Origin of the sequence: Psychrobacter sp. TAE2020 (assembly GCF_018919485.1) — a bacterium.
GTDB lineage: Bacteria > Pseudomonadota > Gammaproteobacteria > Pseudomonadales > Moraxellaceae > Psychrobacter.
Map to the genome: position 1 here is coordinate 839,367 of NZ_JAHLMU010000001.1, position 25,906 is coordinate 865,272.

Consider the following 25,906-nt stretch of genomic DNA (forward strand, 5'->3'; position numbering starts at 1 on the left):
ATTAAAGCAGATAGTACCAATGGCCATTAAAAAGTAGTGGCTATTATAAAAACATAATTATGGCTACTGCGGATTTTTTTTATTGATATTGGCAAGTTTTTCGCTACCTATAGGGCTTTGATCAACTTCTGGTAAGTCCATTAGCGATAACGGCATACTATCTACCATAGCCCCTACTGTCCAGTTATAGAGCTGCTCAACCTCTTCATTACCCGCCTTTAAACTAAGCTTGACTTGTAGAGGCTTAAACCCAGCTGGCATCACAAAACGACCACGGATACGCACAATACCTTGGATAGAAAAACGAGCAGGGTCTAAAGGTACTTCTACAAAGTCGTCTTTATTTTGCAAGGTCAACACGGCCGTTAGGTTCTTAGCTGTTGCATCTTTACTAAGCATACCTACATCAAAACCGTATTCAAAAGCATTCTCTGGCAAAGGTTCAATTTTTGCACCGAGTACTTGCAAAGGCATTCCACCCTTTTCACTGATAAAATCAGCGTAGAACTCATTAAGTTGGGCTACTTGTTTACTCTCAACTTCTAATTCTTGTTTACTTTGACGCAGCTCGTCTAAATTTTTCAGACTAATCGTCAGCTCTTGTTTGGCCGTAGCCGCTGTATTAGCAAGAACTTTATTGCTAATACGTAAGTCTTTAAGCTCAGTAGTAGCTTGTTCGCTGTTCTCAATCACTTGTTTATTTTTAGAAGCTTGAGAGTAATAACCACTTTGATAACCTAGCTTGTGACCTAACAACACTGCAACAATCGAAGTTACCAATATAGCGACCACGAATAAGGCTAACAGCAAAGTACTAGCACCGCTTTGTTGTCTACTAATACGGTGATGGTAATTACTATTATAAGCAGTAGGAGGCATGCAGCCGTCCATTGTAGCGTCTGACGCTAAGATATCATCAGCAAGCGCACTAACTATAGTATTGGGTGCAGCAGTTGATGCTGTAGATGCAGGAGCGTAACACAACAATCGTGCAGGCTGCGAATGCAAGCGTAGGGCAGTCTTAACACGCATTTATACGGGTACTCTTAACAGTAAAGGCGAAGTATTATAACGGAATTTACCGTCAATACCTAGCATGAGGCTGTAACCACGGTGACTAAAGCGTAAAAGGAGTTCAGTAGTCAGATCCCCTATTCCAATAGTCATAAGCGCTTACAATCATAAAAAATCTATCTAACAAACTATATAAAACAACAACTAGTAACTTAGCGTTAAGGAACAATAGGAGCCGCATTTAGTCCCAAGCTTTCATCGAGGCCAAACATAACGTTCAAGTTTTGTACTGCTTGTCCCGCTGCGCCTTTCACTAAATTGTCTTGCACCACCATTATCGTCAGCTCAAGCCGCTCATTATCTTGATGGACAGCTATACGCAAACGGTTGCTAGCACGCACACTACGAGTATCTGGATAGCTACCGCTCGGCAACACATCTATAAACCCTTCTTGTGCATAACTGTTCTCAAATGCTTGCTGCCAGTTAACAGCAGTGCCTGCCGCTGTTAACTCTAAATGAATAGAGCTAAACATACCGCGTATCATCGGCACTAAATGGGGTAAAAAGCGCACACGTTGGCTGAATTTGCTGGCCAGCAATTGCTCAATACCTTGCTCAATCTCTGGTAGATGTCTATGACCAGTGACCCCATAGGCTTTAAAATTATCAGTAGCCTCAGCATAATTGAGTGCCAAACTTGCCTGCCTACCAGCCCCAGAAACTCCAGACTTTGCATCGATTACAATGCGCGGCTCGATCAAACGCTGAGATTGCTCGTTTTGCAGAGTGATAATCGGTTTTAGCCCTAAAATAGCAGTAGTCGGATAACATCCAGGATTACCTACTACTAAAGCGCTAGCAATCTTGTCACGGTTCAGTTCAGGCAAGCCGTAGACCGCTGTCTTTAACAGCTCAGGACAAGCATGCGGCTGTTGATACCAATGCTCAAAATCTGCCAAAGACTGCAAGCGAAAATCAGCAGCTAGATCTATAACTTTGACGCCAGCTTGCGTCAGCGCTTGCGCTTGTTGCATAGCGACTCCATGTGGAGTAGCAAAGAATACCACATCGCATTTTTGTAAGGCAGCTAAAGTATCGTCGCCCAAATCACTAAATACGATATCTGAGATGCCGCGAAGGCTGGGGAATATATCGTCAGCGCGTCTGCCCGCTTCACTACGTGAGGTCAATAAGTCTATAGATACCTCAGGATGAGCAGACAACAAACGAATAAGTTCAATACCGGTATATCCTGTACCACCAACAATAGCTGCTGAAATCATAAGTCTTCCTATTACTTATTTATATTACTTAATAAAATAATACTTAATAAACTACTGTTTGATTTGAACGCTGTTCAATTTGGATTGGCTTGATTTAAATAGTGCTTAAGCGAGTCCTGTTCAATGAGCTATGATTCATTAAACAGGACTCCGTTAGACACTAGTAGATAACTCAGTAGGCATACGAGCTATAGTTATAATTACTACCCTATAACTATCGATAACAAGCTACTGAGTTATATAACCTTTAAAACTTACAGTTTATAATCGTGTACGGCATCGATAAATACTTTGGCGTTGTCAGGATTAACCCACTGAGTAATACCATGACCTAAATTGGCCACATAACCTGTTTTTTCACCATTAGCATAAGCTAAGTCTAACATAGCGTTGACTTCTGCACGTATAGTCGCTGGTGAGCCATAAAGCGTTGCTGGATCTAAGTTACCCTGAAGAGCCTTGCTACGCTGTACTTTTTTATTTTGCTCAGTAAGATGGCGTTGACTTTCCATCAAGACTTGACGAGCGCGATCAAGTGGCATCGTCCAGTCTAGTCCTAAGGCATCAGCTTCACTATCCGCTTGCGTCTCTAGCCACAGACCACCGCCTTTAGTAAATAACACCACAGGAATTTGCGGATGACGTACTTTTAGTTCAGCAACGATACGCTTATTGTAATTATGCGAAAATTCAATAAATTGACGATGGCCAAGCGCTCCGCCCCAACTGTCAAATATCTGTACAATTTGGGCACCAGCAACGATCTGTGCATCTAAATAATCAACCACCGAAATAGCTATCTTATCAAGCAACTGATGCAAAAACTCAGGCTTGCTATATAAGAAGCCTTTAGTATAACGATAGTCTTTTGAGCTGCCACCTTCAATCATATAAGTAGCAAGAGTCCAAGGGCTTCCTGAAAAGCCAAACAAAGGTACTTGGCCGTTTAGAGCCTTGCGAATGCTAGTCACCGCACGCATCACATAATCAAGTGAATCATTTACATCGAGCGTTGGCAAACGATCAAGGTCTGCTTGCTCACGGATAGGATACTTAAACTTAGGACCTTCGCCAGTCTCAAAGTATAGACCTAGCCCCATTGCATCAGGAATAGTGAGGATATCGCTAAACAAAATTGCCGCATCTAAGTCCATGCGACGCAGTGGCTGTAGCGTAACTTCAGTAGCACGTGCAGTATCTTTGCACAAGCTCATAAAGTCCCCAGCCTCAGCACGAGTAGCTTTATACTCTGGTAAATAACGCCCTGCCTGACGCATCATCCATACCGGGGTAGTATCTACTGGCTCAAAACGTAGCGCACGTAGCAGTCTATCGTTCTTTAAAGGGGCGAAATCATGGTTAGACGTAGAATTTTGTTCTGAGACGCTCATGCCTAAATCTCCAAAATGCAACAATATTTATTATTGTCAGAATTAAAATACTTATCATTAAAGTAAAACCATTACCCAAGGCGGCTGCTATACAGTAGCTTCAATGGACTTTACATAGATAAAGCTAAATTATCACGGTGTACCATGACGATACGCTCTTCATTATTACCAAGAATCCTATCAAACTGTCCAGTGCGCTCACGAGCCACTCGACGTGCATCACTCGATGAAAAATTCACTTGGCCTACTGCTAAACGCTCACCGGTATCTTGATGGATAATCTGTACTACTTCACCTTCATCAAAATCACCACGAACTTCAACTACCCCGACTGGTAATAGGCTTCTATTATTTTCAGTAATCGCTTTAGCAGCGCCAGCATCAATAATCAAAGTACCTGACATGCGTAGATGTGCTGCTATCCACTGTTTACGAGCAATAATTTTATCTTGATCGTTAGTGGTTAGCAAAGTACCTACTGCTTCACCAGAAACCACCCGGGTGATGACGTCATCGATAGCACCACTAACAATAACTGTCGGACAACCACCCATAGCGGCCAAACGACCAGCACGGATTTTGGTTAGCATACCACCACGACCTAATTTACCACCATCGCCAGCAATATCAAATAAATAGTCAGCCATGGCGCGTTCTTGACGAATCATTCTAGCGTCAGGATTGTTACGTGGATTATCAGTGAACACCCCTTCTTGATCGGTTAGAATGATATATAAGTCAGCATTAACCATCGCTGCTGCCATCGCACCTAGAGTATCATTATCACCGAATTTGATCTCATCAATAGTAATCGTATCATTTTCATTAATGACTGGTAATACTCGCCACTCTAATAACTGAGTCAACGCACTGCTAGTGTTCAAATAACGACTACGATTAGACAAGTCATCGTGAGTCAACAGCAGCTGAGAGCTTTGAATACCGTGTTGAATCAATGCCGACCACCAAGTCTCAATCAGACCCATTTGGCCAATAGAAGCACAAGCTTGTAGAGCGGCTAATTTCTTAGGGCGCTCATCAAGGTTCATGCGCACTACCCCTTCAGCTACGGCACCTGACGATACTAAGAGTACTTCTATCCCTTTATTATGCAATCTTGCAATCTGTTTTGCCCACTCGTAAATGGCAGTACGATCGAGACCCCGACCATTATTAGTTAATAGCGACGAGCCAATCTTGACAATAACGCGATGAATATCAAAGTTACGATCTTGTTTGATGAACCTTGCCTCTTCGGTCGCCTGTTCCCTGTCAACTGCCATAAAAACTCCTGTATGTTGCAAAAATTAAATCTAAAAATAGCTTATAAAAATTAACTCAACCATCATAACAGCAGTCTTAAGCAAGCTAGCTAGCAACTGCTGTTGATAGCAATAGCTTAAGGACTATAGACGACTTCAACACCGTCATCATCATCATCAAAACCTTCGTCATCATAATCAAAACTACTATCTTCTACGTCTAAACCTTCACGCTGGGCTTTACGAGCGGCACGATAAGCTTCACGCTGAGCTTCAGTATTGCGGCGCACTTCTATCTCTAAACGCTCAAAACGTGCTTTTTGGGCTGCAGCAAACTCTGGATCTTCTTCTTCACGCTCACGCTCAAGTTCAATTTCATTCATCAAGTGGTATTTGACAGCGTCAGTACCTTCGCCCGTTAAGGTAGAAGTACGGAACACATCGCCAGTCCAACCAAGTTCAGCTACGATATGATTGCATAGCTCATCTAACTCTTCTGCATCGATAATTTGGTCAATCTTATTCAAGACTAAGATCTGTGGCAAATTAGCTAATTCAGGTGAAAAACGCTCAAGCTCATTAAGGATAATACGTGCATTATTGACGGGATCAGTAGCATCAATAGGCTGGACATCGACAATATGTAGCAAACGGCGCGTACGTGCCACATGCTTCAAAAAGCGAATGCCGAGACCAGCGCCTTCTGATGCCCCTTCAATAAGACCAGGAATATCAGCCATAACAAAAGAGCGATGACGGCCGATATCAACTACGCCTAAATTAGGCACGATAGTGGTAAACGGATAGTCAGCAACCTTCGGTCTAGCAGCAGATACTTGACGAATAAAGGTGGATTTGCCGGCATTAGGTAATCCAATCAACCCAACATCTGCAACAACTTTTAGCTCAAACTTAAGTACTTTAAGCTCGCCTTCAAAACCTGAAGTGGCTTTACGTGGTGCTTGGTTGGTCGAGCTTTTGAAATGGGTGTTACCTAAGCCGCCATCGCCACCTTTGGCAATCAACAAAGTCTGATCAATCTCAGTCATATCACCAATAACTTCATCAGTCTCAGTATCAATAATCGTAGTACCAATAGGTACCGGTAAGAAAATATCATCTGACCCTTTACCAGCACAGTTTTTGCTGTGGCCATTCTCACCGCGCATCGCATCGTAGCGGCGGGTATAACGATAATCAACTAAAGTATTAGTATTGTCATCAGCGATGACATAAATGTCTCCACCAGTGCCACCGTCACCACCATCAGGGCCACCACGAGGAACGTATTTTTCTCGGCGGAAACTGGCGATACCATTGCCACCGTCACCCGCTTTTACCGTTACGACGGCTTCATCAATAAATCGCATGTTTCAATCCTTAATTGTCAATCTTACTTATAATCTATAAGGACGGTCATTGACTCTCTTATAGAGGTACAAGCTTAGAATATTGCAAGTTTTGGTAGTGCTACACTCAATAGTTGTGTAGGTAGTAGCTACCCTTTTTATACTAATAAAAACTTTAATACTTAAAAAATGCTTAAAAATAAAAGCCTCAATACTTGAGTTCATAATAGAGCTAAGCAGCATAAATACAGCACTGTTATTACAAGACAAACTACCTGTACGGTTAACTATTATTAGCAAGTTTTTTAACGATTTGTAGTCGTTTATTTTAACAGCAACTGTTAACAGGTGCTCTTAACAAAAAGTGCTACAAAAACACCCGATAACCAATCTGACTATCGGGTGCTATCTATTCTATCAATTTGCATAGATCATAGTATCACTAGTATAACATTGAACGGTGACATTCAAACGCTACTAACCGATCATAGCTAGCAATAAAATAGCTGGCTACTATTGATAAGCAAGCATTGGCTATCCATTAAGCTGGAAGCTGTGCGTAATTGATACCACCCATTTGAGTTGCCAAACGCAGTACTTGCGTGCTGTAGCCGACTTCGTTGTCATACCATATATATACAGTGGCATGATTATCAGTAACGATAGTCGCTTGAGCATCAACGATGCCTACATGCTTAGTACCAACAAAGTCAGTAGAGACTGCTTCGGTAGAGTCAGTATAAGCAATCTGTGATTGCCAAGTGCTACTGTTAGCGATATCACGTAAAAATTCATTTAATGCATCGGCACTAGCTGGAGCAGCTTTTAGGTTTAAATTCAAAATGGCTAGGCTTACATTTGGCGTTGGTACACGGATAGCGTTGCCCGTCAATTTACCACTGAGCTCTGGTAATGCTTTACCAACAGCTTTGGCAGCGCCAGTACTAGTAATAACCATATTCAACACTGCACTACGACCACGACGATCGGCTTTATGATAATTATCAATAAGGTTTTGATCGTTAGTGAAAGAGTGAATAGTCTCTACATGCCCATTCTCAATACCGAACTCGTCGTTGAGTACTTTTAAGGTTGGGGTGATAGCGTTGGTAGTACAGCTAGCCGCACTTACGATAGTGTCATCGCCAATAGTATCGTTATTGACTCCATAGACAACGTTTTTGATCTCGCCGCCAGCAGGGGCAGTCAATAATACTTTACTTGCGCCTTTCGACTGTAAATGCTTGCCTAAGCCGTCTTCGTCTTTCCAGATACCCGTATTATCAATAATCAAGGCATTATTAATACCATAAGCAGTATAGTCGATTTCACTTGGGTCTTTAGCATAGATAACTTGTACAAAACGGCCATTAATTAGCAAGCCGTTATTCTCTTCATCAACACTAACACTACCTAAAAAGCTGCCATGAACTGAATCGCGCTCAAGTAATGAGGCACGTTTGGCCAAATCACCAGCAGCGGCAGGACGCACAACGATAGCTTTCAACTGTAAGCCCTTGGTACTCGATGCTTGTGACAGTAGCAGGCGAGTCAATATTCTACCGATACGACCAAATCCGTACAGCACCACATCAGTAGCACCATTTACAGCATTATCATCTTTGCTATACGCTTGGAGTGCTTGCTGGATATCGCTGCCATTAGTAATTAACTGACCGACATCAACACGAGTAGCTTGGATATCACTAGCCGCTAAAGCTTTGACCATTGCTAACGTATCAGCAATCGCAATGGCTTTACTGTTTTGATGACGGATAGCTGCTTTTTGGTGCAACGCTAGTACTTGGTTGATTGAGGTAGTATCAATAGCCTCACCAAACAAGGTGACTTGTACGTCTTGCTCATTATAGAGCTTATTAAGTAGACCGATTAATTCGATCACTTGTTGTTCTTGATTATTATAATCGTTCAAACGGTCTTGATGTAATTGGCGTAAGGTATCAGCATTGCTCACGAGAAACATCCTTATAGTCAGTAAAATGAATAGCACAGTTAAGAGATAGGGTGTAAATAGTTAAAACGTGGTAAAAAATGAGGCAAATAGCCTTGAGGGGAATAGCATTATTAATGTAGCTATTATAAAACAGTAACGAGGTCTAAATCATCACTATCAGGGCCATAACAGCCTCTAAATCGCCTAGATTTTAGCCTAAAATGCCTTATTTTGCCAGTGATAACCGTAATTACTATTCTTTATGTGGGATAAAACCGCTTATTATTAGCATTCGCCAGCTAAATGAAGCAACTGAGTGGCGATAAACAGTAGGTAGCGAGCAGATAACCAACAAATAGACAGCTATCTTCGAAGTTTTCTAGCCAGCCGTTAGTTAGTGAACTCTTATTACTTATTCTCATTAATTATAAGATCATTTTTTTACAAGTGGTTTATAGAAAAGTAGGCTTTATAAAGTTGCTTCGCTGAGAAAAAATCTATGCAGAGGTGCTTTTTTATAGCTAGGTTCTAGTTCTAACTGACAGATTCTGAATAGTAAGTTATAAGTAACGATAGTAAAAGATTGACAGGAAAGCTAAGAGTGATTTTAAAATGAACTAATATTAAGATAAGGAGGTGATAGCTGATCTAGCGAAAAACTAAACCAGCCCAAAAAAGCGCTTTATAACTTTATAAACAGTAGCTTCTAAACCTAATAGCAGCTGACAAACCTTAAGGCACTAAGTTAACACTCTGACTACTTTGGTTAGTCAACTTAAACTCTCTTAAATCGTAACCTTGTTGCTGAGCGATCTGACGATATTTAGTATAAGTTTGCTGACTAATATTAGGCGTACGAGCTAGTAACCAAAGATAATCTTTATCTGGTGTACCCACTAGCGCTGTTTGATAATTAGCATCGCGCGCTAGCACCCAATAATCAGCACGGCCTACTGGCAACCAGCGAATCCAAGAAGGCAAAAAGCTAACTTTTAGCTTGCTACCATTACTATCTACTGGTTTGGCTAGGCCATCTGCCGAAATCCCCTTGCCATCTTTACCCACACATTTATTGGTGACAATGATACCCGAACCATCAGCTTTGCTAGTATAAGTAGCGGTCACATCGCTGTCACAGTTACGCTGAAAATACATAGGTAAACGTGCTATCTCATACCAAGTGCCAGCATATTGTTCTAAATCTACAGTATCTACCGTAGTAGGAGTAGTAGCAGATTTATGCATAATATCAGCAGGCTCAACCGCTAAGGTTGCCGCCTTCATATTAGCTGTAGGGCTACTAGTACTACTGCTAACTATGTTGGCTGGTGCGGCATAAGCAGAAAAGGCAGCTAAAGGTATAATAATAGCTAATGCAATAGCAGTATGCTTAAGTAAACCATTCATGAATATACGCTCTGGGATATTGTTATGTTGCTGGTTGACGACTTGTTTAGGCCCTAGCTTCGAAGGGTTTAACTTATCAATGTTTATAATTTTGCTATTGATTTTACTATTATTGACAAGAGGGCGATTGCCAAGGCTGGTATGCACAAGGTGTTCGGCATTGTTAGTTTGACTATTTACCTGAACACCACTAGTAAATGTAAAATCATGAAGATCTTGCTTAATTTTTTTGCCTACTGCGTCATTGCTATGCCCTATAGATTTGCGAGAAAAAATACTTTCGCTAGTCGCTTTTTTATAGCCGCTATTTATGTTAGTAGCTTTTTCGACATAAGGCATACCCGACACACTAGCGGTATGCGCATTTTTTTTATTAGCAATAACTTTAGCCATTGCTTGTGATACTTCATTTTCGTAGCTTGCATCATTGCTAGCATGGCCAGTCTGTTGAGTGTTATCGCAAGTCAAGTATAGACTACTAGCTTGGTTAAACTGAAGCGACTGAGAACCATCTGCCTGTGAATCAGTCCATACTGAATCAGGTAACTTATTGGTTTTCATAAAAAATACCATTATCAATTATACAATGAGTTATTAGAATGGCTGAATAGGTTTAGGTTGCTAACTAACAGTATCATTAACTAGCAATGTCATTAACTAAAGTATATTCATACTATCTGTGTTTATGAGATAGAAAATGCTATCCAATTTCAAATTCTATAGTAATAGCATGGTAGTCAGCTAACTAGTGTGGCAATGTAGGGAAAAGCAACGGTTTGTAAATAACAATGCGCTGCATTCACAATTAGTAGTGGCTAGTAACGGCTTTGTAATTTTTAGCTAAAACAATAACTTAAATTATAGTTGTACGGTATTTTACTATCGATTTTTATTATTGAACCACTCAAACCTCGCTATATGTTACCTATTAGCTCATTGCTCAAGCTTAAACTAGTGTTAGATTAATGCATTAAAAATTGACGGATTCCTGCGATACTTGTGGCGCCGTGGCTAGTTGCAATTTCATTTAGCTCTGGCGCTAGACCCCCTAAAGCAATTACTGGCATATCAGCTAACTGAGCTAACGATGACCAAGCTTCCCATCCTAATGGCCTAGTATCAGGATGGGTTGCCGTTGCTAGTACTGGCGCTAGAAAAATACCGATAACAGGCGGCTGTTTATGTTGCAAGCGTATCGCAGCTAATTTATTAGCTATTTGAATACTAGCTACATCGTGGCAACTGACTATCAATGGATAGGCGGTGGTCAAGGGTTGCCTATCTTCAGGACTATGTTGGCAACTATCGAACCACTCTAACAGCTCGCTATGGCTAAGATGCACAGCATTGACTCGCTCACTTAGGCCTTGATCATCGTAGGTTTTACTGGTTTCAGTGCTGATTTTAATATTGTCTTGGTTAGGCACTATACTATAAATATCAGCTCTTGATGCTAGCAGCTTCTGGGCAAGGGAAGCTGATTGTTGATCTTTAACCCTAATATAGACCCAAGCTCCTCTGACGATATGATGCTCGTGGTAGCTTAACCATGCCTTACGGCTATTATCAGCTGAGTTAAAGTGCGCTAAAGGATAGCTGATGCTTATCTGTGCTGGCAGTCGCAACCAAGCCAAGATCGTCTGATTGGCTGCCGGTAATGGATACTTCCCTGCTAACAGCTCAGCTTCATCGACCCAAGTTAAGGCTTGCCCTTCTGACCCATAAGCATCATTTTTGTGTCGTTGATATTGCTCGCTACTAAGCGCCACTTTATAGACCTGCAAGCATACTTTTTTATCGCCATAATCATGATACAAACGACCCAGTTTAACTGCGACATTGATACTAGTATTACTGATATCAATAGCAGTCTCCTCGCTCACTTCCCGTATCAATGCAGCGCTTGCATCCTCACCCTTGTCTATCTTGCCGCCAACGAACTCATAGCGATCACCTTGATGTTGGTTACGGTTACGAAACCCTAGCAAGTACTGTTGTTTATAATGAATAACCGCTACTGCCACATTGATAACCGTAGCAGCTTGATCATTATTTGGCTTATTAGTATCGATAGCGGCTTGCTGCGCTACAACTTCACCTTGCATAAATCACACCTAAAAAATTTATAATTAGCCTGAGTACGGTTTTTTTGTAGTAGAAAAGTCCGTAGTAGTGCTCATTATAAAGGCTTAAATACATCAGTTTAGTTAATTGCTGATATTTATTTATTTAATTGCTTGCAAATTATAAAATAGTAAATGATAATGATTATCGTTACTTAAGCGAAGTTAGTGTCTTCCAACTTCTGTTTTTACCTTATTTACCCAGCTTATTTAGCTAGCTTGGCACTGATTTTTATCCCTATAACTCACACCCTAGCCACTCATCAAAAGGAATTTATTATGAGCATAGTTATTTCTCGTTATCTAAACTACCGTGACAACCGTTTGCCTACTATGCAGTCTCAGCACTTATTTGCGCTGACTAATGAAGTGCGTATTGAACATGAAGGCGAAGAATATCGCTTACGCCTTACCCGTAACAACCGCTTGATTTTGACTAAATAGCGGCGTAGATGACTTAATACGGTTCACCCTTACCTATTGAAAAAAAGCTATTAAGAAAAAAGCTTTAAAATTCAGTATAAATATTATTAGTCAGCCAATAAAGAGACCATCCCAGATTCTGTGTAACTGCCATTTAGATTAAATGCTTACTAATACGATCATCAAACATAATCATAAAGCGATTAAGGGCAGACGTCCAGTTACGGATCGGCATTGACCACTTCTTGGACGCCTGCTGGGTTGCTAAATACACCACTTTAAACGCCGCTTGGTCAGACGGGAACACCTTACGCTTATTCACCGCTGTTCGAATCACGCTGTTTAATGACTCAATAGCATTAGTGGTATAAATGGCTTTTCTGATGTCTTTAGGATACTCAAAGAACACCGTTAAGCCCTCCCAGTTGCGGCGCCAAGACTTGACCACATGCGGATAGTTCTTGCCCCATATCTCATCAAAGTGCTCAAGATTGGCCTGTGCTATCTCAAGCGTATCAGCGCCGTAGATGGCCTTTAAATCAGCCGCTACTGCCTTCTTATCCGTCCATGGCACAAACTTCATGGAATAACGTACCATGTGTACGATACACAGCTGAACCTGAGCATTGGGGTAAACGGTGTTAATGGCATCAGGGAAGCCCTTTAGACCATCGACACAGGCGATTAAGATGTCTTGTACTCCACGGTTTTGTAGTTCAGTGAGTACGCCAAGCCAGAACTTAGCCCCTTCATTTTCTGATAACCACATGCCAAGCAGCTCTTTTTTACCATTAAGACCGACGCCTAGCGCCAGATAGATAGCCTTGTTGATGATCTGCTTGTCTTGACGTACTTTAACGACAATGCAGTCTAAATAGACGATAGGATAAACACTGCTCAGCGGCCGGTTCTGCCAAGCGGTGATGTCGTCTATGATTTGGTCGGTAACCCTTGAGACAAGAGAGCTTGAGATGTCGACATCATAGAGCTCTTTGATACTCTCTACGATCTCAGTGGTGGTTTGACCCTTGGCGTAAAGGTATATGATTTTATCATCAAGACCTGAGATACGGGTTTGATGCTTACTAACAAGTACAGGCTCAAAGCTGCTATCACGGTCTCTTGGGGTGGAGATCTCAAGATTGCCTGTGTCGCTACGGACGGTCTTTTTAGTGTGTCCATTGCGCTTGTTAGGCTTGTCTGCTTTCTCATGCTTGGGGTAGCCTAGATGGTCTTCCATCTCAGCTTCAAGAGCGGTATCGATAAAGGATTGCATAAGTTGCTTTTGAAAGTCTTTGATGTCATCGAAACTTTTCATGCTACTAGCCATTTGCTCGGCTAGTTTTTTAATGTCAGATTGAGTAGTCATTGCTTATTCTCCTGTTAGTGGATTATAAGCAGTTACACACTTTTTAGGAAAGGCTCAGTATAGCAACAGTCTTGATCGTGGACTAAACACACTGCCACGGCATCATAGTCAATACACGCTAGCCGTTTATGTAATAGCACATAAGTAGTAGGATTATTTCAGGTGGCAGCGTGAGCTCTTTGGTCGTGCCATTAAGATGGGCAGTTCGTGTAATACCGTCTGCATACACTTTAGTTTCTTTATCGTAGAATCCAAAAATCTCACCGACCAAACGAATATCACTTAACAGCTTGCCGTGTTTTTTGTTCGCAGCATTGCTCATAGCCAGCGTTCCTAATGGCTCATCGACCATCAACATCAGAGTCACAAACTGCATCACGCGATCATGAAGTTTGGGTGAATCTATCATCTCATGATAAAAAGCATATGCTTCATCGCTGGTACAGAGTTTTTCAAACATAATAAAAGCATGAGCTACCATCTTTGCAATATCTGGATCATCTTCCGCAAATTTAATCGCAATAGTATCCCTAGCAAGTGGCAGCATCACAGATAAAGCGCCTTCACTATCTGCCACTACACCATCGACCATATACGGCTCTATGTCTACGTCAAAACTTAATAGCGCAGCTTTATGCTTTTCAATAAACATCACCTATCACCCACGGTAGTTTGGATTATTTATATCAGTAGAGTAAGCATTATCATCCGACAATAGAGCGCGTGCGTCATTATTAGTATCACTATAAGACTGAGCTTGCTGATTGTTTTCAGCCTCACCGTTAGATGCTTTCATATTGACCGTAGACGAATCTTTTTCTTCACTTAAACCAATATCACCGCCTAAACTTTCAATCATACTTTTAAACAACTCTTTATCCGATTTCCTCGTTAAAAAATCCGGAAAGTGAATGGCAAAGTATTCTCGAATCATCTGTTCATCATTACCATCAGTCGCTAATACCTGACCTAAGAATGCCCCCATCAGAATCTTTTGCTTGTTCAGTCGTTTATCTAGCTTTACCTGCTGAACCTTAGCTTGGCGTTTTAGTTCTTCTAGCTTCTGACGTTCTTTTAGCTCGTTAGATTTTTGACTATCAAAGATAGAAGTAGTTATTTTATTATGAGTAGCTGACATAGTATTTCTCTTTATAAACAATATTTTATCCACCATAGCAAGCACTTAACAATGATTCAATCACTTATGATATGCTTTAACACAACAGCATCAGATACCTTAAATATATTATTTTAGTATTTGATGTTTGAGTCCCTCTGACTAAGAGCGAAGTAACGACTCAAAATTTAATCTATCCACTTCGTTACTATTCTAATTTTTGAATCCTTCTTCGTTGGGGAAACCCCAAACCCCAACCATCACGAAAAGATGTGATGAGCAAAAGCTAAAACAGAGGCAGTCCTATTATGACGATAGTACACATTGCGACAAAGGCGATTTCTCGAAAAGTGGGACAGTCAGCAGTGGCGTGTGCGGCATATCGTGCTGGGGATGTTCTTGATGATGCTAAATATGGCAAGACGCATGACTATGGTAAAAAATCTGGTGTCATGAGTAGCGATATCGTTATGCCATTTGCGCTAAAGGCGCTTGGTGTGAGCGTAGATAGAGAGACGCTTTGGAATACTGCTGAAGCTGCAGAATCAAGATCGGACAGTCGAGTGGCGCGTGAGTGGCTGATTAACTTGCCTCATGAGTTGTCTGAGAGTGAACGTTATGAGCTAGCAATAAAGTTTGCCCAAAAGCTTGTTGATGATATGGATGTGATTGCTGATGTTTGTATTCATCGTCCTGTGATGAAGCTGCCTTTTGATCCTGAAGCTAAACCTAGCTCTAAGCGATTGCGTGAAGGGGAGGAAAACCCTGATCCGCGTAATTTTCACGCGCATATTATGGTTACTACTCGAGCGCCTTTGGTTGAACCTAATAAAACCTTGGCATTTGATTCAAACCTTAAAACCCCTTTTGAGTGGTCCAATAAAAAGCGTAAGGCACATGGTCTGCCGTCATCAATGCAGGAGATTAAGCGTATTCGTGAGATGTGGGTAGATACCGCCAATAAGGTATTAGCGCAATATCATTTACCACTGATGGATGCGCGCAGTTATCAGGATCAGGGGCTTGATCAGCAGCCCACTATTAAAATGGGCGTTGAGGCAACCGCCATGGAGCGCCGAGGCATCACTACCGAAAAGGGAAATACCAACCGCGCAATCAAAGCACGCAACAAGATGGTTGCTGAGAACCGTATTCAACAGAGGACAGACCATGAGCGACGAGCTAGAAGACTTAGAAACGGAATTGCTTGGGCAACTAAGCAAAACGCAAGATTATCAATCCTCATTGGAGACGCAGAACAGCGAGTTGATAGCACAAAACGAAGTATTGAAGAAACAACATCAGGAATTGCTTGGGCAGCTGAGCGATGCGAAAGAACTCCAAACGGCATTGACACAGTCAATAACAGAATCAAATCAGCAGACGATGGCATTAGATGGACAACTGACCGCTGCGAAAGCCTACCAAAGCTCATTGGAGACACAGAACAGCGCATTACAGACACAGAACCAAACCTTGAGTGGACAGCTAAACGATGTGAAAACTTACCAAAGCGATGTGATGAAACAAAACAAAGAATTGACAGCTCAAAACAGTGGATTGCTCACAACTCAAAAAGAGCTACAGACAGCGAATCAATCGCTAAGACAATCAATCAAGGCATTACAGAGCGAGCAAAACCAGCCCCAAGCCCCTTCGACGACAGTTACCGACGAGCCTTTCTTGAGCGAAAAAGACGAATTGATAGAGACCTTGCTAAAGAAAATAGAGAAGCTGACCTCAGAAAACACGGAGATGCGAGCATCTCTGCTACTGCTCGAGAGGCGAGGCAAATATTAGCACACCGACTCATTACCCGAAGTCTTGAGAAAAACAGCTTACGTAAAGCGTATCAAGACAGCTCGATTGACTACCCAGAAAAATTTGATTGCCGTCAAATAGAGGTGCTTGACGACTTTGCCAAATCTCTCGGTATTGATAATGACAAAAGCAACATTAGGGAAAAACAGAATGAGGTCGGTGAAATGCTGACTTTCGAGGTGATGACAAATAATCTCAGTGCCATAGATATATTACTTAATAGACAAAAAGAACGTGCACGTTATGAGACGATCACAGCAGACTTTAATGAGTTTATTGCAAGAGCAGACGCTAGTAGAGATAAGACCAATAAAGAGCTGCAAAGAGGCTTGGGTAGAACAGATATCAGCAGAATGACCTCTGAGATACTAACAGCCGTTAGCTACATAGAACATATTGAAAACTATATCGACAAAGAAGGCACCGCAGATGATTGTAAAAGATTGGCAGAAAAACGTATCAAAGACACAATAACGCGCACTTGCACTCAGTTTAAATTGTCATATCAAGGATTAAAAGATCTAGATAGTACAGAGAGCGTCCAGAAGCACTTTAAAGCGTTGCAAGACGGTTTAGAGGGATTTACTACTAAATATACCGAAAAGTTGACTGAGGGTGATTTAAACAACATTAACGATGGTCTCAAGGTGTTAGATACTAAGATAAATGTCAACAAGCCTGATCATACTCCTTCTTTTGGTTTTAGATGAGCATCTCTAATGTTCTCTTAAGAAAAATAGTCTATCTCAATGATTCTCTACTTATTTTAAGAATTTTTTATCACCCGTTTCTTTGAAGGGGTTTATTTACTCCTGTTTACTCCTGTTTACTCCTGTTTAAGAGCGTTTTTTCTTCTTTAAAATCAATATGTTACATGAAGAAAAAAGAGTAAATGAGCTAAAAAAAGAGTAAATGAGCTAAAAAAAGAGTAAATGAGCTAAAAAAAGAGTAAATGAGCTAAAAAAAGAGATTAATAAAAATAACTATTTATTCATTTCTTTTTTATGATAAGTTGTCTTATATAGAACCAGAATAAACTTAGAAATAGTGGAATGCAAAATGGAAAATAACCTAGTAGTACAGTCAAATGATCTAGTTCTTGCTACCTATACGATGACAACGAAAGAAAAAGAGCTTCTATTGACTTGTATTAGTCAAATTGATAGCCGACCAGATGCTCCAAATATCAGTAAGCAAACCAAGTTTACTGTTACTTCTGATGAAGTAAAAAATCTTTTCTATCGTGACAGCAATGCAAAAAATATTTACCGTGATCTTGAGCAAGCTAGTAACCGCCTGTTTGAAAGGGAGGTTATCATCGAATTACCCGACAATGAAATATTGCGCACTCGCTTTGTCAGTAGTGTTCTATTTAGCCCAAATACAGGCAAAGTTACGCTAGCTTTTGCAGAGGATATATTGCCATATCTAACACAGTTAAAAGCAAATTTTACTAAATATAAGCTGCTAGAGATCAGTGAGCTATCAAGCATACACGCCATACGCTTATATGAATTAATAGTGTGCTGGATTGGACAGTATCAGTACAGTAAGGCGTATGAACTTGAAAATTTCAAATATGTTATGGGCATAAAAGGTAAGTACAAGCAATTTAGTGAACTTAGAAAATATGTAATTGATAGAGCCTTAGAAGAAATTAACGAAAGTACGAATTATAAGGTTAGTGTAGAGTACAAGAAAAAGAGTAGAGGCAAAGGTTACGAGGGATTAAATCTTAAATTCCATAAGAAAATATTAGACAAGCTAACCAGCGAAGATGGAACATTGTCACAGGCTACGATACAGTCTATTGTTGATAACGTGCAGTTTATGAATGATTATAACAACCATCTAAGTCTAAGTTACGACGGCAAAATGAATAATGAGGTGTTCAAACGCGAAATGATGAACATCATACAGCGAGAGCCTGAAAGCTTTAATAAGCCAAATAAAGGTTTAGAAAGCTATTTACCAAAGATTAAATACTAACATGCTGTCTAATATCAGTAGTAGCTAGAAGAACCAACGTTTCTTCTTAGGAGGAGTCGGAGTTATTATCGTTGGTTTTTGTTCCAGCTGTGGTTCATCATCAGGCTCAAATTGCTTGAACTCTAGCAGTCTCACTTGTGCAAAATCATGAATACTGGCGTTGGCTCTCTCCAGCGTCTTGTTTAGCTGACCAATCTGTTGTTGGTAATTTTCTATCAACTGCTTTTGATCGCTGACCTGCTGCCGTAGGTGTTCGTTCTTTAACTTCTCTAGCTCTAATTGGTGTTCAAGCGCTGTACAAGACTTTACAGTCTGACTGTTCAAGTGCGTATTATCAGCACTGTCCAGTGATTGTTCAGTACGTTTTCTGGAAACAGGTTCGCCAAATACTCGAATCATCTCCGAAGTATCAATTTTCTTGTCTGAAGTTCTAGAAAGCTCACCATCATTGACCTTCTGATAGATCGTCGTTCTTGATACACCCCACTCTTTTGCCGCTTTCGTCACTGATATGATCATTGTTCACCTAGTGTTCAAGTACGTTTTTAGTGTCTGTACAATACGACTGTTCAGAACGTTCAGTGAACAACTATGGCACTAACCTACCTATGAGGCAAATCATAAATAATTTGATGTGTAAATTAGGGATTTAGCTACATAGCATCCGTTTTATTGAACAAATATAGGTTATAATTGCTTGTTTTTTAAGATAAGACTTAGCTATGGCATTAGTAAATTGTCCGGAATGTTCAAATCAAGTAAGTGATACAGCTCTCGATTGCCCATCTTGCGGCACATCTTTAAATAAGCTCAAAAGAAGCTTTATGGGGAAAATATTTAAATGGCTGTTTATTTTATTTAACCTTTTTATGTTTGTCATATCATTTAAAGCTTGTGGAGGAGTGTCTGAGATTTATAACTCTTCACAAAATGAATATGAACAAGCAGGTGCAGCGATTGGAACAACGATTGGAATGGGACTTATTTTAACCATATGGGTCTTCATTGATATCATTTTAGGGCTATTTGTCTTGTTTACTAGACCAAAAAGATAAACCGAGTATCGCCACTAAAAGCTGTGAATACAGATTACAGGTGGTGTTCTATAATAGGTGTCACTCTCTAATTTAATAGACAGGTGACCCTATCGGCTCATATTCCACTCAGCTATATTATGAACAAGCACCTGCTTGTTGTGCTCCATAATTCGCTTCACTTACAGTATATTTGCTTCCAGCACTTGATGAGAGTTGTTCGATAAGCCCATCACAAGAGAAGCCTGTCATATCAAGATACTGTCCTGCTGATCTTACAGCTTGCTCATTCCAATCAATGTTTAAGCTATCTATCGCAATAGTGGCATCGTCAACTCTATAACCATCACCATATTCTGACGAAAGCTGCTCGATTAGCCCTTCGCGTGAAAAGCCTGTCATATTTATATATTGTTCAGCTGATCTGACAGCATTCTTTTGTGGGCGACTAAGTCCCTCAGGCTTAGCTTCTTCCTGAGCAATATCCGCAACAGCTGTATCAGCTACTTCAGAAGAGTCAGCAACAACTAACTGTTCAGAAGGGTTTTCATCTACGTTAGCTTCAGTTTGTGAAGAATCAGCAACGACTAACTGCTCAGAAGGGTCTTCATTTACGTTAACTTCAGTTTGTGAAGAGTTATCACCAAAAATAACTCCGATTATTATAAAACCGACAAATATAATAGCTACCCACTTAAGTGACTTCTTCATTCTAGCAACCTTGATTCCAAAAAAATGTTGGATAAATTAGTCATTATTGCACAATCTAAATATAAGGGATGGCAAATAATAGCGAATACCCTAAAACAGCCCATTATTTCCATAAAAGACTTTATGTTAAATGAAATCATGCAGAAAATAGTCACCGAGCCGATAGCTATTTTTAAGGACTTTTCGCACAAGTAAACGCACTGATTGCTAAAAGTTTTAACGTGCATTTTTTAGGCTTTTGTTCACAAGGACTGATACCATCTCATCATGGAAAGTCACTTAAATAAACAGCGAGAAATAAAAACCATGCAATCACTAAAGAACATCGTCATTAATGCGGCAATGAGTTTGACTTTGCTGTTTGGACTGACAGTATCAGCGGCAGCAGCAGGATCAAGTTTTGAGCAAGTTGAAGCACTATCAGAACAGGGTGATAGTTTTTATCAAGATTATCTTGGAGATCATTATAGTGGTGGACGAGGCGTGCGTCAGGATTATGGCAAGGCGTTTGAGTGGTATCAAAAATCAGCTAAGCAGAATAACCCCTTTGCCCAAGGTTATATCGGAATAATGTATGAGACCGGACGAGGCATACGACAAAACAAAACAACTGCCAAGGAATGGTATGGCAAGTCTTGTGATAATGGCGAACAACTTGGCTGTGATCAATATAAAAAATTGAATGAACAAGGCTACTGATTTAGTCAGTTTGAAAAGCGATTGTTGGTATTGTCAAAAATAATAATTAATAAACACGGTAAAAATTGGACGTACAGCCGACAGTTTACTTCCTAGTATAGGAGACAAACAGCAGATTAGTATTACTGACATCCCAAAATAAAGATTATAAAGCGAGCGATAACATGAAAAAGATAGGCAAATGGATTGGTATTATATTTGCGGTATTTATAGTTATGGGTTTAATTGCAGCTATCTTTGAGACTGACGAGCAAGCAGCAACCAGAGAGCTTAAAAACGAGCAAGATAAAATAGCGGCGGCTCAAGTTGACGCTGATAAATTGCAAGCTAAGGCTGAGAAGGAAGAAGCAAAAGTCAAAGCTGATGCAGAACAAAAAGAACAAGATCGAAAGGCTGTCAAGACACTTAGTGGCATACCAAATCTAGGTAGCAGGTCTGAGCCTGAGCTACTGACTGATTGCCAAGTCGATATACAGAACAAGCTGAACAATCCGCGCTCAATGGATATCATACACAGCAATCTAAAGTACAAAAAAGAAGCTAATCACGAATTATGGTTTCAATTTTACGCAAAGAATCAGCTTAATGCAGAATCCAAGCATACTGGAATGTGTGAGTTTGATGACAGTGGTAAGTTGCTAAGCTCTAAGTTTGAATAGTTAGTAAATACGTCCTTTTAATTATCAAGCCTTACATCAACATGTAGGGCTTTTTTTGTTCTCAAATTCTTATCAGAGTTACACTGACAGCTATCATTAGCCTATACCCAAAACATAAAACCTCTAAACGACAATCTATCTATCATTAGACTTGTTTCTGTTATTAAACGATAGGGTGGTGTTCTAAAAAGTATGCTGGCGATAAAAGTTAATAAGAAATCCATACTAAGTTCTCTGGTTCTATAGGGTTTTCAAAGCCTCAAAAATTTTTAATCAGCATGCTTTTTGATACACCACCAACTATATTTACGATGGGCAATTTTAAGGTGAGAATATGAATGAACTTATAAAAGCCGAGTTGTTGGAATTGAGAAGACATATATTGACCGACTACCAACCTACTAAGGTATCAATACAAGCTATGAAATTTTCGCTTGATTATTCTAACGAGATACCTTATGAACTTCAGAGTGATCTGCACAGCTTGATAGCAATGGATATGGATGAATTCATATTACCTCAAGAGGAATGTATTGAAATTATTGATAGACTAATCGCTTGGCGTTCGTGACAAAAAGGCTCATTAATCAATTAGTAGGCTGGTGTAGTGGAGCCACTTAATGAGCAATGATAAGTTCCGGTCTTTCCTTGGCCACATCAGCAATCAGATGCCGTGAGCACTTGGTCATACCTTGTATCTCAGAATAGCTATGGCCTGATTTGAGTAGACTAGCGATGATCTTGCGTTTTTCGGTATCTTTCCTACGTCCTGAATACTTACCTTCTGCCTTAGCACGAGCAATACCTTGCATCTGACGGTTACGCCGATCTTCATAATCTTTTCGAGCAATGGCTGCGAGCATATCCAGCATCATTGAGTTAATGGCTTGCAATACACTGCTCATAAATTCAGTGCCGCTTTCAGATTGAAGCGCCATATATGAGGTCGGCAGCTCTTTTGATACGATAGATAGCTTTTTTTCTGATAGCATTCTTTTGAGCATATCCCAATCGGCTTTGTTCAAACGTGCCAAGCGATCAATTTGCTCAACTAAGATCACATCGCCCTTATGAGCATCTTCAATCAGCTGCATAAGCTTTGGTCGCACCAAGATAGCTCCCGATTCGTTTTCGATATAGAAGGCGGCAATTTTGTGGCCATGATCGTTGGCAAATGCTATAAGCTCATTTTTGGCACGCTTAGCATCTTGTTCTTTGGTAGACGCTCGTAAATACGCTCTAATAAACATAAACACCTAAAATAGTCTGTTATAAGTGGTTCCATTATACCAGTCTGTTTTAAGTAGTCTATCAATAGGTTTGAAGGGTGAAATAACTGGTTCCCTTGGAGTATACCCTAGCAAGAATTAAATCTCTGGAGTTATTATTCTTTGCTTACGGATGGTGCGACAAAAAAAGGACATGCTATACCCTTACGCTTATGGGTATTTCTTATATATAAATTCAATTAATATGTAAAATTATTTTCTCTTCTTGTGTTTATCGTGAGGTAGCGGCTGTACCTGTTGATATTAAAAGTATTGGTCTCTAATAGGATTTGTATTTTTACATCATAAGCATAGAGAGATGCACTTAAATAGAAACTAGATTAAGTTGATATTTTTTATATTGTCTTTAATAGTCAATATTTGAGAAACTCTTATATATCAAGGTCTGTAAAGGCTTGTAATCGCGACAAGCATGCTTAAAATATTAATAAACAAATGCTTGCGTTTTTGTATAATTAATTCTAATATTGCAGATTAAATATTAGTCGTAATTATGGAGATCATTATGCAAAAAGTTTTCCCACCAGAACTAGGTACTGTAAAAGGCGCATGTACACTACAAGGCGGATACGCACGCTAAAAGGATAGTATTAGATGTATTTAGAAATCGAATCAAGTGAAGGTAACAGATACCTTTTTGACGGCTTAACAAATGATATTTATAGTTTGGAGCCAGATTTCCAAATCATCGATGGCTCAAATCGAGAAGATTTAGGGTTGCCAGATATTAAAAGGTCTGTCACCCCTGATTCTCAAACCCTATTAAAAGTTAATAACTCTGCTAAAACTTTAATTATTGAACTAACAGAACAGTGTAATTTACGCTGTACATACTGTGTTTTTGATGATTCTTATCCTCAAGAAAGATCTCACTCCTCTACGAAAATAAACCACTGCTTAGCCAAAAATCAAATCAACAATTTTTTTGAACGTGCTAGAGAAGATGCTTATATTATATTTTATGGTGGCGAACCACTTTTAGAATTTAAAGAAATAGTAGAGTTGACTAGCTATGCGAAATCTTTATTTAAGGATAGAGTGAAATTTTCATTTACTACCAATGGCATGGCGTTAACACAAGATAAGCTTGATTTCTTAATAGAAAATGATTTCTTGATAACTGTAAGTTTAGATGGTTATCAGAAAAACCACGACTCAAAAAGAATAACAATAAACGGTCATCCTAGTTGGGGTAAAATAATGGATAACCTTCAATTTTTGAAGGATTATGATCCAATTTTTTACTCATCAAAACTGATTGTAAATAGCGTAATTAATAGTATTGACGACCTTGATGAAATCAATAAGGAAGTTAATTCCAATACGCTTCTTGAAGGGATAGATATTCGTTTCTCCTTCCCACTTCAAGACTCTATTATTGAAACAAAAAAATACAACGAATTTAATACTAATAATTATGAAGAAGTTAAAAATATATTCCTAGAGAGTGCATTTTCAGAAAATGTACTCTATAAGGATAGATTGCTACCATTAGTACAAAGAATAGCCTTCAGAAAGCTTGGTGAGAAAGCTCAAGAAGGTAAGAAGAAGTGTGTCCCTTTTGCTAATCGCACTTATATACGCTCAAATGGTGAAATGCAGTTTTGTGAGCGTATATCTTCATTCAATATTGTACAAAAATCAGATGAAATAATAGAGGCATCACATAGTATCCAAGATGAATTTTATACTCATAAACAGGATTCTTGCTCAAAGTGTTTCGCATACAATTTTTGTGAGCTATGCCCAGCTTCTTTTTACTATGAAGGTTCTTTTCATAATAAACATGAGGATATTTGCAATAACTTCAGAGAAGAATTTTTATTATCGCTAAAGTTATATACAGATCTATCTGAAAAAAATGTGACTTTTGCAAAAGTATGAATCCAAAATTCTCTAGCATCGTCGCGCTTCGCAATAATAATTTACCATTATTTAAAAAGTTAGAAGGAATGCTTACATCGCAAGGGTTTCCATGTTTGTTTGCTATAAATTCGTTCTATAAAAATCATATGTATATATATGATGCTACTAGGTACGAAGATGATAGTAGAATATATTTAGATATATACACGCAACTAAAATTTTTTGCGCAAGATACGTCTGATATAGATAGTGAAAAAAACTTCTATACACTCCTAGTTGTTTTACCTGATCCACAAAAAACAACGCCATCATACATAGAAAAATTTATTTTCTCTTTTCTTATGAAACTGAAAGAGCATGATTCCACTCAGGAAAATATCAATAGAGCTGACATTCTGAAAGAAGATTTCGAGTTTTCTTTAGATAACAAGATTTGGTTTCCTGTATTTCTTTGCCCTAAACATATATCTACTATACGACAGTCTAATATATCAATTATTGCATTCCAACCTAAAAAAACTTTTGATGTGTTGAAAAAATGTCCTAACGATTTTTATGAAAAGACTAGGAAAGCAACTCATCATAGAATTGATAAAATATATGACTTTAATAGGCCATTTTTTTTATCAAATAAAAGTAGTGGAATAAACGCAATACAATACCTAGGATTTGATCCGATTCATCCCGAAGAATATTGAGAATACAGCTTTATATCTAGTGATAGAAAAATAAGTATAATTATTTTTTGCTGTTTATAATATATTTAAAAGTGAAAAATTCAATTGATAATTAAGGAAGATTATTATGAGTGGTTCGTTTAAAGGTAGTCCGGAACATCAGGATTGGGAAGAGTCAGGCGGTAGAGACGAAGAAGAGTCTGAATACAGGCAAGACCAAGATCGTAGAGAGCGAACAGAACAGGCTAAGCGAGACCACGACGATCCTGAAAGTAAAGAAAACATGCGTAAGAATGAAGAATATCAATGACGATAAGAATACAATCTAACGAGTATAGCGAGACCATCCCAGATTCTGTGTAACTGCCATTTAGATTAAATGCTTACTAATACGATCATCAAACATAATCATAAAGCGATTAAGGGCAGACGTCCAGTTACGGATCGGCATTGACCACTTCTTGGA

General features: G+C 39.4%; 24 protein-coding genes. 10 read left to right on the forward strand and 14 right to left on the reverse strand.

The window, feature by feature from the left end:
• Positions 1 to 63 precede the first annotated feature (63 nt).
• The 8 genes from KPY62_RS03235 to KPY62_RS03270 all read right to left on the reverse strand — a co-directional run bounded on the left by KPY62_RS03235 (position 64) and on the right by KPY62_RS03270 (position 11,768).
• Positions 64 to 1,032, reverse strand: a complete 969-nt coding sequence (locus tag KPY62_RS03235; RefSeq protein WP_216580792.1) for a flagellin — start codon at positions 1,030 to 1,032, stop codon at positions 64 to 66.
• Between the two features lie 200 nt (positions 1,033 to 1,232).
• Complete coding sequence (gene argC / locus KPY62_RS03240) at positions 1,233 to 2,300, reverse strand: N-acetyl-gamma-glutamyl-phosphate reductase (RefSeq protein WP_216580793.1); 1,068 nt, start codon at positions 2,298 to 2,300, stop codon at positions 1,233 to 1,235.
• Between the two features lie 254 nt (positions 2,301 to 2,554).
• Complete coding sequence (hemE, locus tag KPY62_RS03245; protein ID WP_216580794.1) at positions 2,555 to 3,691, reverse strand: uroporphyrinogen decarboxylase; 1,137 nt, start codon at positions 3,689 to 3,691, stop codon at positions 2,555 to 2,557.
• A 110-nt stretch (positions 3,692 to 3,801) separates the two neighbouring features.
• Complete coding sequence (gene proB / locus KPY62_RS03250; protein WP_201622315.1) at positions 3,802 to 4,974, reverse strand: glutamate 5-kinase; 1,173 nt, start codon at positions 4,972 to 4,974, stop codon at positions 3,802 to 3,804.
• A 116-nt stretch (positions 4,975 to 5,090) separates the two neighbouring features.
• On the reverse strand, positions 5,091 to 6,323 hold the full coding sequence (cgtA, locus tag KPY62_RS03255) for an Obg family GTPase CgtA (RefSeq protein ID WP_216580795.1): 1,233 nt from the start codon (positions 6,321 to 6,323) through the stop codon (positions 5,091 to 5,093).
• A gap of 520 nt (positions 6,324 to 6,843) precedes the next feature.
• Positions 6,844 to 8,286: a glyceraldehyde-3-phosphate dehydrogenase gene (locus tag KPY62_RS03260; protein WP_216580796.1), complete on the reverse strand. Its 1,443-nt coding sequence runs from the start codon at positions 8,284 to 8,286 to the stop codon at positions 6,844 to 6,846.
• A 702-nt stretch (positions 8,287 to 8,988) separates the two neighbouring features.
• Positions 8,989 to 10,224, reverse strand: coding sequence for a lipocalin family protein (locus tag KPY62_RS03265; RefSeq protein WP_216580797.1), 1,236 nt, complete (start codon positions 10,222 to 10,224; stop codon positions 8,989 to 8,991).
• Between the two features lie 401 nt (positions 10,225 to 10,625).
• Positions 10,626 to 11,768, reverse strand: a complete 1,143-nt coding sequence (locus KPY62_RS03270) for an NUDIX domain-containing protein (protein WP_216580798.1) — start codon at positions 11,766 to 11,768, stop codon at positions 10,626 to 10,628.
• 297 nt (positions 11,769 to 12,065) lie between these two features.
• Between KPY62_RS03270 and hemP the strand changes: the two genes are divergently transcribed.
• A complete protein-coding gene (gene hemP, locus KPY62_RS03275) occupies positions 12,066 to 12,230 on the forward strand; it encodes a hemin uptake protein HemP (protein WP_201622320.1) in 165 nt (54 codons plus the stop codon).
• Between the two features lie 133 nt (positions 12,231 to 12,363).
• On the opposite strand, the gene KPY62_RS03280 is transcribed toward hemP, so the two are convergent.
• The 3 genes from KPY62_RS03280 to KPY62_RS03290 all read right to left on the reverse strand — a co-directional run bounded on the left by KPY62_RS03280 (position 12,364) and on the right by KPY62_RS03290 (position 14,716).
• Positions 12,364 to 13,578, reverse strand: coding sequence for an IS256 family transposase (locus tag KPY62_RS03280; RefSeq protein WP_216580799.1), 1,215 nt, complete (start codon positions 13,576 to 13,578; stop codon positions 12,364 to 12,366).
• 118 nt (positions 13,579 to 13,696) lie between these two features.
• On the reverse strand, positions 13,697 to 14,230 hold the full coding sequence (locus KPY62_RS03285; RefSeq protein ID WP_216580800.1) for a hypothetical protein: 534 nt from the start codon (positions 14,228 to 14,230) through the stop codon (positions 13,697 to 13,699).
• A 6-nt stretch (positions 14,231 to 14,236) separates the two neighbouring features.
• Positions 14,237 to 14,716 carry a hypothetical protein gene (locus KPY62_RS03290; RefSeq protein ID WP_216580801.1) on the reverse strand — a complete coding sequence of 160 codons (480 nt, stop codon included), beginning with the start codon at positions 14,714 to 14,716 and terminating at the stop codon, positions 14,237 to 14,239.
• Positions 14,717 to 15,003: 287 nt separating this feature from the next.
• Between KPY62_RS03290 and KPY62_RS03295 the strand changes: the two genes are divergently transcribed.
• Complete coding sequence (locus tag KPY62_RS03295; RefSeq protein ID WP_216580802.1) at positions 15,004 to 17,226, forward strand: MobA/MobL family protein; 2,223 nt, start codon at positions 15,004 to 15,006, stop codon at positions 17,224 to 17,226.
• Positions 17,227 to 17,575: 349 nt separating this feature from the next.
• Positions 17,576 to 18,505: a replication initiation protein gene (locus tag KPY62_RS03300; protein ID WP_216580803.1), complete on the forward strand. Its 930-nt coding sequence runs from the start codon at positions 17,576 to 17,578 to the stop codon at positions 18,503 to 18,505.
• A gap of 24 nt (positions 18,506 to 18,529) precedes the next feature.
• On the opposite strand, the gene KPY62_RS03305 is transcribed toward KPY62_RS03300, so the two are convergent.
• The gene (locus tag KPY62_RS03305; protein ID WP_216580804.1) at positions 18,530 to 19,024 is read right to left on the reverse strand and encodes a plasmid replication DNA-binding protein; all 495 of its coding nucleotides are present in this window, start codon (positions 19,022 to 19,024) and stop codon (positions 18,530 to 18,532) included.
• 203 nt (positions 19,025 to 19,227) lie between these two features.
• On the opposite strand from KPY62_RS03305, the gene KPY62_RS03310 reads away from it, so the two are divergent.
• Positions 19,228 to 19,560 (forward strand): zinc-ribbon domain-containing protein, encoded by a 333-nt coding sequence (locus KPY62_RS03310; protein WP_216580805.1) that lies wholly within the window; start codon positions 19,228 to 19,230, stop codon positions 19,558 to 19,560.
• Positions 19,561 to 19,677: 117 nt separating this feature from the next.
• Here KPY62_RS03310 and KPY62_RS03315 read toward each other — a convergent pair whose 3' ends face one another.
• Entirely contained in the window at positions 19,678 to 20,250 is a 573-nt protein-coding gene (locus KPY62_RS03315; RefSeq protein WP_216580806.1) for an Ltp family lipoprotein, read from the reverse strand.
• 306 nt (positions 20,251 to 20,556) lie between these two features.
• Between KPY62_RS03315 and KPY62_RS03320 the strand changes: the two genes are divergently transcribed.
• The 3 genes from KPY62_RS03320 to KPY62_RS03330 all read left to right on the forward strand — a co-directional run bounded on the left by KPY62_RS03320 (position 20,557) and on the right by KPY62_RS03330 (position 22,179).
• Positions 20,557 to 20,949 carry a tetratricopeptide repeat protein gene (locus tag KPY62_RS03320; protein ID WP_228730550.1) on the forward strand — a complete coding sequence of 131 codons (393 nt, stop codon included), beginning with the start codon at positions 20,557 to 20,559 and terminating at the stop codon, positions 20,947 to 20,949.
• A 164-nt stretch (positions 20,950 to 21,113) separates the two neighbouring features.
• Complete coding sequence (locus tag KPY62_RS03325) at positions 21,114 to 21,608, forward strand: hypothetical protein (protein ID WP_216580808.1); 495 nt, start codon at positions 21,114 to 21,116, stop codon at positions 21,606 to 21,608.
• A gap of 334 nt (positions 21,609 to 21,942) precedes the next feature.
• Positions 21,943 to 22,179: a hypothetical protein gene (locus KPY62_RS03330; protein ID WP_216580809.1), complete on the forward strand. Its 237-nt coding sequence runs from the start codon at positions 21,943 to 21,945 to the stop codon at positions 22,177 to 22,179.
• A gap of 46 nt (positions 22,180 to 22,225) precedes the next feature.
• Here KPY62_RS03330 and KPY62_RS03335 read toward each other — a convergent pair whose 3' ends face one another.
• Entirely contained in the window at positions 22,226 to 22,858 is a 633-nt protein-coding gene (locus tag KPY62_RS03335) for a recombinase family protein (RefSeq protein WP_216580810.1), read from the reverse strand.
• Positions 22,859 to 23,491: 633 nt separating this feature from the next.
• On the opposite strand from KPY62_RS03335, the gene KPY62_RS03340 reads away from it, so the two are divergent.
• The 3 genes from KPY62_RS03340 to KPY62_RS03350 all read left to right on the forward strand — a co-directional run bounded on the left by KPY62_RS03340 (position 23,492) and on the right by KPY62_RS03350 (position 25,750).
• Positions 23,492 to 24,781: a radical SAM protein gene (locus KPY62_RS03340; RefSeq protein WP_216580811.1), complete on the forward strand. Its 1,290-nt coding sequence runs from the start codon at positions 23,492 to 23,494 to the stop codon at positions 24,779 to 24,781.
• A gap of 68 nt (positions 24,782 to 24,849) precedes the next feature.
• Positions 24,850 to 25,461, forward strand: coding sequence for a YqcI/YcgG family protein (locus tag KPY62_RS03345; protein WP_216580812.1), 612 nt, complete (start codon positions 24,850 to 24,852; stop codon positions 25,459 to 25,461).
• Between the two features lie 106 nt (positions 25,462 to 25,567).
• A complete protein-coding gene (locus tag KPY62_RS03350) occupies positions 25,568 to 25,750 on the forward strand; it encodes a hypothetical protein (RefSeq protein ID WP_216580813.1) in 183 nt (60 codons plus the stop codon).
• Positions 25,751 to 25,906 lie beyond the last annotated feature (156 nt).

Excerpts from the sequence above, each read along its gene's own strand:
- KPY62_RS03260 (WP_216580796.1), bottom strand. The coding sequence starts at position 8,286 with ATGTTTCTCGTGAGCAATGCTGATACCTTACGCCAATTACATCAAGAC.
- KPY62_RS03235 (WP_216580792.1), bottom strand. The coding sequence starts at position 1,032 with ATGCGTGTTAAGACTGCCCTACGCTTGCATTCGCAGCCTGCACGATTG.
- KPY62_RS03325 (WP_216580808.1), top strand. The coding sequence starts at position 21,114 with ATGAAAAAGATAGGCAAATGGATTGGTATTATATTTGCGGTATTTATA.
- KPY62_RS03295 (WP_216580802.1), top strand. The coding sequence starts at position 15,004 with ATGACGATAGTACACATTGCGACAAAGGCGATTTCTCGAAAAGTGGGA.
- KPY62_RS03300 (WP_216580803.1), top strand. The coding sequence starts at position 17,576 with ATGGAAAATAACCTAGTAGTACAGTCAAATGATCTAGTTCTTGCTACC.
- argC (WP_216580793.1), bottom strand. The coding sequence starts at position 2,300 with ATGATTTCAGCAGCTATTGTTGGTGGTACAGGATATACCGGTATTGAA.
- KPY62_RS03320 (WP_228730550.1), top strand. The coding sequence starts at position 20,557 with ATGCAATCACTAAAGAACATCGTCATTAATGCGGCAATGAGTTTGACT.
- KPY62_RS03330 (WP_216580809.1), top strand. The coding sequence starts at position 21,943 with ATGAATGAACTTATAAAAGCCGAGTTGTTGGAATTGAGAAGACATATA.
- KPY62_RS03280 (WP_216580799.1), bottom strand. The coding sequence starts at position 13,578 with ATGACTACTCAATCTGACATTAAAAAACTAGCCGAGCAAATGGCTAGT.
- hemE (WP_216580794.1), bottom strand. The coding sequence starts at position 3,691 with ATGAGCGTCTCAGAACAAAATTCTACGTCTAACCATGATTTCGCCCCT.
- KPY62_RS03350 (WP_216580813.1), top strand. The coding sequence starts at position 25,568 with ATGAGTGGTTCGTTTAAAGGTAGTCCGGAACATCAGGATTGGGAAGAG.
- KPY62_RS03345 (WP_216580812.1), top strand. The coding sequence starts at position 24,850 with ATGCTTACATCGCAAGGGTTTCCATGTTTGTTTGCTATAAATTCGTTC.
- KPY62_RS03340 (WP_216580811.1), top strand. The coding sequence starts at position 23,492 with ATGTATTTAGAAATCGAATCAAGTGAAGGTAACAGATACCTTTTTGAC.
- KPY62_RS03315 (WP_216580806.1), bottom strand. The coding sequence starts at position 20,250 with ATGAAGAAGTCACTTAAGTGGGTAGCTATTATATTTGTCGGTTTTATA.
- KPY62_RS03290 (WP_216580801.1), bottom strand. The coding sequence starts at position 14,716 with ATGTCAGCTACTCATAATAAAATAACTACTTCTATCTTTGATAGTCAA.
- hemP (WP_201622320.1), top strand. The coding sequence starts at position 12,066 with ATGAGCATAGTTATTTCTCGTTATCTAAACTACCGTGACAACCGTTTG.
- proB (WP_201622315.1), bottom strand. The coding sequence starts at position 4,974 with ATGGCAGTTGACAGGGAACAGGCGACCGAAGAGGCAAGGTTCATCAAA.
- KPY62_RS03335 (WP_216580810.1), bottom strand. The coding sequence starts at position 22,858 with ATGTTTATTAGAGCGTATTTACGAGCGTCTACCAAAGAACAAGATGCT.
- KPY62_RS03265 (WP_216580797.1), bottom strand. The coding sequence starts at position 10,224 with ATGAAAACCAATAAGTTACCTGATTCAGTATGGACTGATTCACAGGCA.
- KPY62_RS03310 (WP_216580805.1), top strand. The coding sequence starts at position 19,228 with ATGGCATTAGTAAATTGTCCGGAATGTTCAAATCAAGTAAGTGATACA.
- KPY62_RS03270 (WP_216580798.1), bottom strand. The coding sequence starts at position 11,768 with ATGCAAGGTGAAGTTGTAGCGCAGCAAGCCGCTATCGATACTAATAAG.
- cgtA (WP_216580795.1), bottom strand. The coding sequence starts at position 6,323 with ATGCGATTTATTGATGAAGCCGTCGTAACGGTAAAAGCGGGTGACGGT.
- KPY62_RS03305 (WP_216580804.1), bottom strand. The coding sequence starts at position 19,024 with ATGATCATATCAGTGACGAAAGCGGCAAAAGAGTGGGGTGTATCAAGA.
- KPY62_RS03285 (WP_216580800.1), bottom strand. The coding sequence starts at position 14,230 with ATGTTTATTGAAAAGCATAAAGCTGCGCTATTAAGTTTTGACGTAGAC.